The 10477-nt window shown below is 70.9% G+C and carries 9 protein-coding genes; 5 read left to right on the forward strand and 4 right to left on the reverse strand.

All coding sequences use genetic code 11. The features are described from left to right. Nucleotides 1–4: 4 nt before the first annotated feature. Nucleotides 5–1000: a Bug family tripartite tricarboxylate transporter substrate binding protein gene (locus QTI20_RS18920; RefSeq protein WP_286553080.1), complete on the reverse strand. Its 996-nt coding sequence runs from the start codon at nt 998–1000 to the stop codon at nt 5–7. Nucleotides 1001–1126: 126 nt separating this feature from the next. Here QTI20_RS18920 and QTI20_RS18925 point away from each other — a divergent pair, with 126 nt between their 5' ends. Beyond that, nucleotides 1127–1996, forward strand: a complete 870-nt coding sequence (locus tag QTI20_RS18925) for a MurR/RpiR family transcriptional regulator (RefSeq protein WP_286553081.1) — start codon at nt 1127–1129, stop codon at nt 1994–1996. Nucleotides 1997–2032: 36 nt separating this feature from the next. On the opposite strand, the gene QTI20_RS18930 is transcribed toward QTI20_RS18925, so the two are convergent. Genes QTI20_RS18930 through QTI20_RS18940 form a run of 3 tightly spaced genes read right to left on the reverse strand, consistent with a single transcriptional unit; the run spans nt 2033 to nt 5057 of the window. Next, entirely contained in the window at nt 2033–3163 is a 1131-nt protein-coding gene (locus tag QTI20_RS18930; RefSeq protein ID WP_286553083.1) for a CaiB/BaiF CoA transferase family protein, read from the reverse strand. A 57-nt stretch (nt 3164–3220) separates the two neighbouring features. Then, nucleotides 3221–4069 (reverse strand): HpcH/HpaI aldolase/citrate lyase family protein, encoded by an 849-nt coding sequence (locus QTI20_RS18935; RefSeq protein WP_286553086.1) that lies wholly within the window; start codon nt 4067–4069, stop codon nt 3221–3223. Nucleotides 4070–4079: 10 nt separating this feature from the next. After that, nucleotides 4080–5057 carry a Bug family tripartite tricarboxylate transporter substrate binding protein gene (locus tag QTI20_RS18940; protein WP_286553089.1) on the reverse strand — a complete coding sequence of 326 codons (978 nt, stop codon included), beginning with the start codon at nt 5055–5057 and terminating at the stop codon, nt 4080–4082. A gap of 72 nt (nt 5058–5129) precedes the next feature. On the opposite strand from QTI20_RS18940, the gene QTI20_RS18945 reads away from it, so the two are divergent. The 4 genes from QTI20_RS18945 (at nt 5130) to QTI20_RS18960 (ending at nt 10469) form a co-directional block, all read left to right on the forward strand. Continuing rightward, on the forward strand, nt 5130–5876 hold the full coding sequence (locus tag QTI20_RS18945; RefSeq protein WP_286553091.1) for a GntR family transcriptional regulator: 747 nt from the start codon (nt 5130–5132) through the stop codon (nt 5874–5876). A 251-nt stretch (nt 5877–6127) separates the two neighbouring features. Then, nucleotides 6128–8761, forward strand: coding sequence for a DNA mismatch repair protein MutS (gene mutS / locus QTI20_RS18950; protein WP_286553093.1), 2634 nt, complete (start codon nt 6128–6130; stop codon nt 8759–8761). Nucleotides 8762–8787: 26 nt separating this feature from the next. Next, the gene (locus QTI20_RS18955; RefSeq protein WP_183026218.1) at nt 8788–9627 is read left to right on the forward strand and encodes a proteasome-type protease; all 840 of its coding nucleotides are present in this window, start codon (nt 8788–8790) and stop codon (nt 9625–9627) included. 17 nt (nt 9628–9644) lie between these two features. Further along, nucleotides 9645–10469 carry an alpha/beta fold hydrolase gene (locus QTI20_RS18960; protein WP_286553095.1) on the forward strand — a complete coding sequence of 275 codons (825 nt, stop codon included), beginning with the start codon at nt 9645–9647 and terminating at the stop codon, nt 10467–10469. Nucleotides 10470–10477: the final 8 nt, after the last annotated feature.

Here is a 10477-nt window from a genome sequence, read left to right on the forward strand (position 1 = left end):
GGCCTCACTCCCCCTTGATGCCGGCGCGCTTGACCAGCTCGCCGTACACCGCGAGGCGCTCCGACATCATGGCGGTGAACTGCGCCGACGACAGCGCCTCGGGCGCCAATGCGCCGCGCGACTGCAGCGCGTCCAGCATGCTCGGCTGCTCCGCCACGGTGCGCACGGCCTTGTAGAGCGCGGCCAGCACCTCGGGCGGCGTCCGGGCCGGCGCCGCCAGCCCGATCCACGAGGTGGCGTTGACCACGGGGTAGCCCAGCTCCTCGAAGGTGGGCACCTCGGGCAGCACCGACAGCCGCGTGGGCGCGGCCACCGCGAGCGCGCGCAGCTTGCCGGCCTGGATCTGCGGCAGGAAGGGCGCGAGGTTGTCGAGGCCGAACTGCACCTCGTTGGCCATCAGCGCCGCGACCAGCGGGCCGCCGCCGCGGTAGGGCACATGCACCGCGTCGAACTGCGCCGCGTTCCTGAGCAGCTCCACGTTGAGCTGCCCCATGCTGCCCGGCCCGGCGCTGCAGAAATTGAGCTGGCCGGGGTGGGCCTTCAGATGCGCGAGGAATTCCTTGAAGGTCTTGCCCGGCACGGCCGGGTTGACCACCAGCACGTTGGGCGTGCGCGCCAGCTGCGCGATGGAAGCGAAGTCCTTGATCGGGTCGTAACCGGTGTTGGCCTGCGTGAGCGGGTTGGCCAGGTGCGAGCTCTGCGAGGACACCACCAGCGTGTAGCCGTCGGCCTTGGCGCGCGCGACCTGGGCGCTGGCGATGGAGCCACCCGCCCCCGCGCGGTTGTCCACCACCACCGAGGTGCCCAGCGCCTTGGCCAGCGGCTCGGCGTAGAGCCGCGCGATCAGGTCGACCGAGCCGCCCGCGGGAAACGGCACCACCAGCGTGACCGGCCGGGACGGGAAGGACTGTGCATGCGCCCCCAGGGGCAGCGCGGCGGCCAGGCCCATGCCCAGGAGGCTGCGGCGGCGCAGCGTGAAAGCGTCGGAAAAGGAGCGCATGGCGTGATGTCCAGAAAGGGTGGAAGGAGAACAGCAAGAATATTTGAAGAGATTTTTTCATTTTATTTTTCAAATTGCAATGAAGTCTTCAAAATAGGGCGGCAGGCAGTTTGCTCACAATCCCCCATGGCCACCCAGAACCTCAACCAACGCATCGCCGGCTACGACAGGAAGCTCACCAAGAGCGAGCAGCGGCTGATCGCCGAACTGCAGGCCCGCCACCCGCAGGGCCTGCTCGAATCGGCCAGCCAGCTGGCCCGGCAGGTCAACACCAGCGCATCCACCGTGGTGCGGCTGCTCGCCAAGCTGGGCTATGCGAGCTATGCCGAAGCGCAGATGGAAGCGCGCTCGGAGGTCACGGCCCTGCTCGCCACGCCGGGCACCCGCGCCAGCGCCGTGATCGGCGACGACACCTCCATCCGCTCCTGCCTGGACAACGTGCTGCTGCACGACCAGCACAACCTGGCCGCCACCTTCGCCGCGCTCGACGTGGCCGCCTTCGAGGCCACGGTGCGCCTGCTCACGCAGCGCAAGGCGCGCGTCCATGTGCTGGGGCAGCGCCACGGCGCCCCGATCGCCGGCCACCTGGCGCTGCACCTGAACCTGTGCCTGCCCGACGTGCGGCTGATGAGCTCGACCGGCCCGCTGTTCATCGAGGACGAGATGCTGTGGATCGGCGAGCACGACGTGCTGCTGGCCCCGACCTTCCGCCGCCATTCGCTGGCGATCACGCGCGCGGCCAGGTACTTCCGCGCCCAGGGCGCCAAGGTGGTGGTGATCACCGACATGCCCACCGCCCCGCCCGCGGCCTCGGCCGACCACATGCTGCTGGTGCGCACCTCGAGCGCTTCGCCCTTCGACTCCTACACCGCCGCGCTCTCGGTGGCCAACGCGCTGGTCATGGCCGTGGCGCAGCGGCGCAAGAAGGAACTGGGCGCGGCGCTGGAGCGTGGCGAGGCGCTGTGGGCCAAGCACTGGAAGGAAACGGGGAGCTGAAGGCGCGCCGGATCCTGACGCGCTCGGCCCGCAGGCTCAGCGCGCCGGTCCCACGATGTCCGCCGTGTGCTCGCCCAGCATCGGCGCCCTGCGTTCCTGCTTCCGGCTGCGCTCCCCGTTGAAGCGGATCGGCTCCGCGACGGCGCGATAGCTGCCCAGCGTCGGGTGGGCATGGGTCACGAGCAGGCCCTGGTGCGCGACCTGCTCGTCGTCGAACACCGCCTCGATGCCGCGCACCACCGTGCAGGGCACGCGGTTGCCGAAGATCGCCTCCCATTCCCTGGCGCTGCGCGTCATCAGCGCCGCGCGCAGCTGTGGCAGCAGCACCGCCTCGTTCGCCTTGCGCAGGCGCATGTGGGCATAGCGCGAATCGCAGGCCAGGTGCCCGAGGCCCGTGAGTTCGCACAGCGCTTCCCAGAAGGCTTCGGTCTGGGCCTGGAGGTAGAGGTAACCGTCGCGCGTGGGATGCAGACCCGAGAGCGCGCCGCCGCGCAGGTCGCGGTCGACCTCGGCCGACTCGCCTTCGGCCCACACCATGCGGCCCGCCTGCATCGCCAGCGCGGCCTGCAGCAGCGAGGTGTCGACGCGCTGCGCCAGCCCGGTGCGCTCGCGCTGGAACAGCGCCGCGCAGATGCCGGTGGCGATCAGGCTCGCGCCGTAGAAGTCCACGGCCGAGCCCCAGACCACGCGCGGCTCGTCACCGGGATAGCCCTGCGCCTGTGCGATGCCGGTGCGGCATTGCAGCACCTGGTCGAAGCCGGGGCGCTGCGCCTGCGGGCCGTCGGGGCCGTAGCCGGTGAAGCTGCAATAGACCAGCCGCGGCTGGAGCGCGCGCAGCGTGTCGAAGTCGAGCCCGAGCCGCTCGGCCACGCCGGGGCGGAAGTTGTGCAGCACCACGTCGGCGTCGGCCACGAGGTGGTGGCAGGCCGCGCGGTCGGCGGGCTGCTTCAGGTCCAGCACGATGCCGCGCTTGTTCCGGTTGACACCCAGGAAGGCACGGCTCTCGCCGGGCAGGGTCGACGGGTAGTGGCGCATCGGGTCGCCCTCGGGCGTCTCGACCTTGACCACGTCGGCGCCCATGTCGCCCAGCAGGCTGGCGCCGTAGGGGCCGGCGATGTAGGTGCTGAAGTCGAGCACCTGGATGCCCTCGAGTGTCTGTTGCGCCATGGGATGGGGTCCGTGGAGAGTCGATGGAATGAACGGCAGGGAGCGAGCGCGCGCGGCTCAGGCCAGCAGCCGGCGCGCGCGTTCCACCATCGGCCGGTCGACCATGCGGCCCTGCAGCCGCAGGGCGCCGCTGCCGTCGGCTTCGGCCGCTGCGTACGCCGCCAGCACATCGCGGGCGTGGGCGAGCTCGTCGTCGGAGGGGGCAAAGGCGCGGCGCAGCACCGGCACCTGGCCCGGATGCACGGCGGGCGAGCCGCCGAAGCCCAGCCGGCGCGACAGCCGCGCGGCCTGCGCCAGGGACTCGAGCTCGTCCAGTTCGGCGATCGATGCGGCCAGGCCCCAGCAGGCCAGGCCCTCGGCCGCGGCGCACATCGCCACGCGCGCGGCCGCGGGCAGCAGCAGTTCGCGCTCGGGCGCACGCCCCATGGCGGCGGCATAGTCCTCGGCGCCGAAGCCGAGCGCGCGCAGGCCGGGGTCGGCGGCGGCGATGGCGTCGGCGCGCAGCACGCCGCGCGGCGTCTCGATCAACGCGACCAGCGCGCCGGGCGCGGCCACGCCCAGGGCCTGCGCATGGCGCTCGAGCGCGGCCCGGGCGGCCTGCACCGTGTCGGGCGATTCGACCTTGGGCAGCATGACGGCATCGACGCCGGCGGCAACGCAGGCCACCAGGTCGACTTCGCACAGTTCGGCTTCGGCATTGACGCGCGCGAACAGCGGCAGGCCGGTGGCGCGCAATGCAGCCACGGCCGGCGCCAGGGCGCGCCGCGCCTCGGCCTTGCGCTGCGGCGCGATCGCATCCTCCAGGTCGAGGATCAGCGCGTCGGCGCCGCGTTCGCCCGCGCGGGCGAAGAAGCGGGGTTCGAGCACCGGCACGAAGAGCGCGGTGCGGATGCGGTGCAGGTCCATCGTCGCCCGCTCAATCGGCCGTGATGCCCAGACGCGCGACCACGGCTTCCCAGACCGGCGCGTCCTTCAGCATCTGCGCGCGGAAGGCCTCGACCGGCATCGCGAGCGGCTCGGTCTCCATGGCGGCGAACTGCGCCTTGACCTCGGGCGAGGACAGCACCGCCGCCATCTCGGTGCCGATGCGCTCGACGACGGCCGCGGGCAGCTTCGGCGGCCCGAACAGGCCGCCCATGGTGTTGAGCGTGAGGCCGGGGTGGCCGAGCTCGGCCATGGTCGGCACGTCCGGGTAGGTCGCCAGGCGCTGGACCGAGGTCACGGCCAGGGCCCGCAGCCGCCCGCCGCGCATCAGCGCGCGGGCGGCGATCGGCGAATCGGTCGAGAACAGCACCTGCCCGCCCGCCAGGTCGGCCAGCGACTGGCCGCTGCCCTTGTAGGGCACATGGGTCGCCTCGACCTTGGCCTGCTGCAGGTACATCTCGGTCGCCAGGTGGGTCAACGTGCCGGTGCCCGACGAGGAATAGCTCGAGGGCGTCGACGCCAGCCGCCGGGTCAGTTCCTGCAGGCTGCGCGGGCTGTCGGGGCCGGTGCCCACCAGCACCAGGTAGGGGCTGCGCAAGGCGGCCGCCACGGGGGTGAAGTCGTTCAGGCGGAATCTGGCGTTCCGGTTCATCGCCGGCACCACGACCAGCGGGGCGGTGGTGCTCAGCAGCAGGGTGTAGCCGTCGGCGGGCTGCTCCAGCACGAACTGGTGGCCGATGATGCCGCCGCCGCCGGCCTTGTTCTCCACGTAGACGCTCTGCTTCAGGCGCTCGCCCAGCTTGGTGGCCAGCAGCCTACCGATCACGTCGCTGCCCGAGCCCGTGCCCTGCGTGACGACCAGGCGGATCGGCTTGCTCGGATAGGTGTCGGCGAAAGCCCCGGCGGCGGCGCCCGCCAGAGGCAGCGCGGCGGCCGCGGACAGCGTGCGGATAAAGTCTCTGCGTTTCATGCGTTTGTCTCCAGTCGAGGCGTGATCGGCGTCGATCGCCTTATTAGTCGAATATTCGAATATTATCAATTCATGGCGAATCCAACAAGCGCCGGCGCGGCGCTTTCCACCCAGGACATCGTTGCCGCCATCGTCCGCAGGATCGACGAGGGGCACTACCCCGTGGGCAGCCTGCTGCCCAGCGAGGCGGACCTGCAGGCGCAGTTCGGCGCCACCCGCTACCGCCTGCGCGAGGCCATGGGCGCGCTGCGCAAGCTGGGCGTGATCGATTCGCGCGCCGGCATCGGCACCACGGTGCTGGCGCGCAACCCGACGCCCTTCTTCGTGCATTCGCAGCAGACGCTCGACAGCATCATGGAGGCCGCGCGCACCACCAAGCTCAAGCTCGAGCGCTCCGGCCACCTGAGGGCCGACGCACAGCTGGCGGGGCTGCTGCGCGTGGCACCCGACAGCGACTGGTTCTTCATGGACACGCTGCGCTACCTGCGCAACGAATCGCGGCCCATCGGCGCGCTCTGGCTCTACACGCGGCCCGAGTTCGCGGCGGCGGCCGAATCGCTGGAGGATTGGAACGGGCCGGTCTTCAAGCTGCTGGAGCAGCGCTTCGGCGTGCGCGTGGCCGTGGTGGACCAGGAGATCGACGCGGCCCCGCTGGAGGCGCAGCTGGCCGATCGCCTGGGCGCCGAGGCCGGCTCGCCCTGCCTGCAGGTCACGCGCCACTGGCTCGACGCGGCGGGCAAGCTGGTGCAGTGCTCGGTCGGCATCTACCCGCAGGGGCGCTCGCGCTACCGCTCGAGGCTGCCGCTGGCCGGGCACTGAGTGCCGGCGCGGCGTCGCTGCGGGAGCGGCCGGCCCCTGCCGCGATAATGTTCGGCCGGGCTGCCGCCGCGCGGGCTCACCCGGCGCCACGCCGCCGGCCCCCCTTTTTTCCAAACGACAGGCCAAGCCTGTGCCGCCGATGCCAAGGTCGCGCGGCCAGGACCAGTGAAGACAAGCGAACAATGACCGAGGCGAGTGCAACGAACTCCAATGGGATCCGCGGTGCGGGCAAGAAAAGCCAGCCGGATCCGATGCTGGCGAAGGACGACTTCGCGCAGCACACGCCCATGATGGCGCAGTATTTCCGCCTGAAAGCGGACCATCCCGACACCCTGCTGTTCTACCGGATGGGCGACTTCTACGAGCTGTTTTACGCCGACGCCGAGAAGGCCGCGCGCCTGCTCGACATCACGCTCACGCAGCGCGGCCAGTCGGGCGGTCACCCGGTCACCATGGCCGGCGTGCCCTTCCATGCGGTCGATGCCTACCTGGGCCGGCTGATCAAGCTGGGCGAGTCGGTCGCGATCTGCGAGCAGGTCGGCGAGGTCGGCGCCAGCAAGGGCCCGGTCGAGCGCAAGGTGATGCGCGTGGTCACGCCCGGCACGCTGACCGACGCCGAGCTGCTCCAGGACAAGAGCGAATCGCTGCTGCTCGCGGTGCATGCGGGCAGCCGCAATTCCTGCGGCCTGGCCTGGCTCAGCGTGACCGGCGCCGAGCTGCGCCTGGCCGAATGCCCGGCCGATGCGCTGGAAGCCTGGATCGCGCGCATCGCGCCCAGCGAGGTGCTCTACAGCGCCGAGGTCACGCCGGCCTTCGAGAACCGGCTCAAGTCCGCGCGCGCGGCCCAGCCTTTCACGCTGTCGGTGCGGCCGGCCTGGCAGTTCGACGGCGCGCTGGGCGAGCGCAAGCTCTGCGAGCAGCTGGCCAGCGCCAGCCTGTCGGCCTGGAACGCCGAGGGCCTGGGCAATGCCCATGCCGCGGCCTCGGCGCTGCTGGGCTATGCCGAGCACACGCAGGGCCGCGCGCTGCCGCACCTGCAGCGCCTCACGGTGGAACGCGACGGCGACCTGATCGAACTGCCGCCCGCCACGCGCCGCAACCTCGAGCTGGTGCAGACCTTGCGCGGCGAGGATTCGCCCACCCTGTTCTCGCTGATCGACACCTGCATGACCGGCATGGGCAGCCGCCTGCTCAAGCGCTGGCTGCTGTCGCCGCGGCGCGAGCGCGGCGAGGCGCAGGCGCGGCTCGACGCCATCGGCGCGCTGCAGGCGCCGGCGCTCGGCGGCAGCAGCGCGCCCTGGCGTACGCTGCGCGAGCAGCTCAAGAACACCAGCGACGTCGAGCGCATCGCGGCGCGCATCGCGCTGCGCCAGGTGCGCCCGCGCGAACTGGTGGCGCTGCGGCTGGCGCTGGCCAAGGCCGAGCAGCTCGCGCCCGCCCTGCCCGGCGCGGCGCCGCTGCTGCAGCAGATCGCGCAGCGCCTGTCGCCGCCCGCGGGCTGCGCCGAGCTGCTGGTCGCGGCGCTCAAGCCCGACCCGGCCGCGCTGGTGCGCGACGGCGGCGTGATCGCCACCGGCCACGACGCCGACCTCGACGAGCTGCGCGCGATCAGCGAGAACTGCGACGAGTTCCTGCTCAAGCTCGAAGTCAGCGAGCGCGAGCGCACCGGCATCAGCAACCTGAGGGTGCAGTTCAACCGCGTGCACGGCTTCTACATCGAGGTCACGCAGAGCGCGCTGGCCAAGGTGCCCGACAACTACCGCCGCCGCCAGACGCTGAAGAACGCCGAGCGCTTCATCACGCCCGAGCTCAAGGCCTTCGAGGACAAGGCGCTGAGCGCGCAGGACCGCGCGCTGGCGCGCGAGAAGTGGCTCTACGAACAGCTGCTCGACGCGCTGCAGCCGCATGTGAACGCGCTCACCGGCCTGGCCGCGGGCATCGCCACGCTCGATGCGCTGTGCGCGCTGGCCGAACGCTCGCACACGCTGCACTGGAAGGCGCCGAGCTTCGTCTCGCACCCCTGCATCGAGATCTCGCAGGGCCGCCATCCGGTGGTCGAGGCGCGGCTGGCCGAGAAGTCGGCCGGCGCCTTCATCGCCAACGACACCCAGCTCGGCCCGCAGCAGCGCATGCAGGTCATCACCGGCCCCAACATGGGCGGCAAGTCGACCTACATGCGGCAGATCGCGATCGTGGTGCTGCTGGCCTCGATCGGCTCGCACGTGCCCGCGGCGGCCTGCCGGCTCGGGCCCATCGACGCGATCCACACCCGCATCGGCGCGGCCGACGACCTGGCCAATGCGCAGTCGACCTTCATGCTCGAGATGACCGAGGCCGCGCAGATCCTGCACGGCGCCACCGCGCAGTCGCTGGTGCTGATGGACGAGATCGGCCGCGGCACCAGCACCTTCGACGGCCTCGCGCTGGCCGCGGGCATCGCCGCGCAGCTGCACGACCGCACCAAGGCCTTCACCCTGTTCGCCACCCATTATTTCGAGCTCACCGAGTTCCCGGCCACGCACCACGGCGCGGTCAACATGCATGTGAGCGCGACCGAATCGGGGCGCGACATCGTGTTCCTGCACGAGATGCAGCCGGGGCCGGCGAGCAAGAGCTACGGCATCCAGGTGGCGCGGCTGGCGGGCATGCCGGCCGCGGTGGTCAACCACGCGCGCCAGGCCTTGGAGGCGCTCGAGGCCCAGCAGACGCAGACCCGGGCCCAGGTCGACCTGTTCGCGCCGCCGCCGGTGGCCGAGACGCCCGAGGACAGCGCCGTAGAATCCGCCCTGGCCGCACTCGACCTCGACGCGATGAGCCCCCGGGAAGCGCTCGAGGCGCTGTACGCCCTTCAAAAACTCAACATGCGCGAAGGCGGTCGCCCCTGAACCGGCCCGATTCGCACGCAGACCCCATGACTTATTGCGTAGGCATCAAACTCAACGCCGGCCTGGTGTTCCTCTCGGACTCGCGCACCAACGCGGGCGTGGACCACATCAGCACCTTCCGCAAGATGATCGTCTACGAGCAGCCCGACGACCGCGTCATGGTGCTGCTGTCGGCCGGCAACCTGAGCATCTCGCAGTCGGTGCGCGAGATCCTGCAGATCGAGGAGGTGCGCGAGGTCCAGGAGAACGGCGAGCCCGGCCCGCCGATCACCATCTGGAACGCCAAGAGCATGTTCGACGCCGCGCGCGTGCTCGGCTCGGCGGTGCGCCATGTCTACGACCGCGACGCCGAGGCGCTCAAGCATGCGGGCGTGGACTTCAACGTGTCCTTCATCTTCGGCGGCCAGGTCAAGGGCGAAGGCATGCGCCTGTTCCTGGTCTACTCGGCCGGCAACTTCATCGAGGCCACCAACGAGACGCCCTACTTCCAGGTCGGCGAATCGAAGTACGGCAAGCCGGTGCTCGACCGCGTGCTCACGCCCGACACCCCGCTCGACGAGGCCGCCAAGTGCGCGCTGGTGTCGATGGACTCGACCATGAAGTCCAACCTCTCGGTGGGCCTGCCGCTGGACCTGGTGGTGTATGAAGCCGGCCGACTGCGCACCGACAAGATCGTCTGCCTCGACGCCAACAACCCCTACTACCAGATGATGCACAACAGCTGGGGCCAGAAGCTGCGCGAGGTGTTCGACAGCATCGAGGACCCGGTCTGGGACGGCAGCTTCACCGAGCATCCGCTGATGATGCCGGCCACGCGCCACGCGCCGCTGCGCAAGATCTCCACGCCCGACGAAAAGCTGATCTAGGCCCGGGCCCGCATCCGATGGCCATGCCCCCGATCGTCTTCTCGCACGGCAACAGCTTCCCGGCGAGCACCTACCGCGTGATGCTCGACAGCCTGCGCAACCGCGGCTTCGACGTGCACGCGATCGAGAAGTTCGGGCACGACCCGAAGTACCCGGTGACCAACAACTGGCCGCACCTGGTCGCGCAGCTGGCCGACTTCACGCGCGGCGTGGTCAAGGAAGCGGGCCAGCCGGCGCTGCTGGTGGGCCATTCGCTGGGCGGCTTCCTGAGCCTGATGTGCGCCTCGGGCCACCCGACGCTCGCGCGCGGCGTGGTCATGCTCGACTCGCCGCTGGTGGGCGGCTGGCGCGCCAACACGCTGGGCCTGGTCAAGCGCACCGCGCTGATGAAGACCGTCTCGCCCGGCGCGGTGAGCCGCAAGCGGCGCAACCGCTGGGACGACCGCGAGGCCGCCTTCGCCCACTTCCGCGCCAAGAAGGCCTTCGCGCGCTGGGACGAGCAGGTGCTGCGCGACTACATCGAGCACGGCATGCTCGACGCGCCCGATGCCGCCGACCCGGCCGAGGCACTGACCCTGAGCTTCGACCGCGACGTCGAGACCGCGATCTACGACACCCTGCCCCACAACCTCGGTGCGCTGCTGCGCGCCAACCCGCTGCAATGCCGCGTGGCCTTCGTGGGCGGGCGCCAGTCGGTCGAGATGCGGCGCGTGGGCATGGCCATGACCGACCGCATCACGCGCGGGCGCATCGCGATGCTCGACGGCACGCACCTGTTCCCGATGGAGAAGCCGATCGCGTCGGCCGCGGCGGTGGAAGCCTCGCTGCGCAACCTGCTCTGACCGTCGGC

The sequence above is a fragment of the Variovorax sp. J2P1-31 genome (assembly GCF_030317215.1).
Classification (GTDB): Bacteria; Pseudomonadota; Gammaproteobacteria; order Burkholderiales; family Burkholderiaceae_C; genus Variovorax.

Bases quoted from the DNA above. Each gene is read 5' to 3' on its own strand.
- QTI20_RS18925 (WP_286553081.1), top strand. From the start codon at position 1,127: ATGGCCACCCAGAACCTCAACCAACGCATCGCCGGCTACGACAGGAAG.
- QTI20_RS18940 (WP_286553089.1), bottom strand. From the start codon at position 5,057: ATGAAACGCAGAGACTTTATCCGCACGCTGTCCGCGGCCGCCGCGCTG.
- mutS (WP_286553093.1), top strand. From the start codon at position 6,128: ATGCTGGCGAAGGACGACTTCGCGCAGCACACGCCCATGATGGCGCAG.
- QTI20_RS18955 (WP_183026218.1), top strand. From the start codon at position 8,788: ATGACTTATTGCGTAGGCATCAAACTCAACGCCGGCCTGGTGTTCCTC.
- QTI20_RS18920 (WP_286553080.1), bottom strand. From the start codon at position 1,000: ATGCGCTCCTTTTCCGACGCTTTCACGCTGCGCCGCCGCAGCCTCCTG.
- QTI20_RS18935 (WP_286553086.1), bottom strand. From the start codon at position 4,069: ATGGACCTGCACCGCATCCGCACCGCGCTCTTCGTGCCGGTGCTCGAA.
- QTI20_RS18960 (WP_286553095.1), top strand. From the start codon at position 9,645: ATGGCCATGCCCCCGATCGTCTTCTCGCACGGCAACAGCTTCCCGGCG.
- QTI20_RS18930 (WP_286553083.1), bottom strand. From the start codon at position 3,163: ATGGCGCAACAGACACTCGAGGGCATCCAGGTGCTCGACTTCAGCACC.
- QTI20_RS18945 (WP_286553091.1), top strand. From the start codon at position 5,130: ATGGCGAATCCAACAAGCGCCGGCGCGGCGCTTTCCACCCAGGACATC.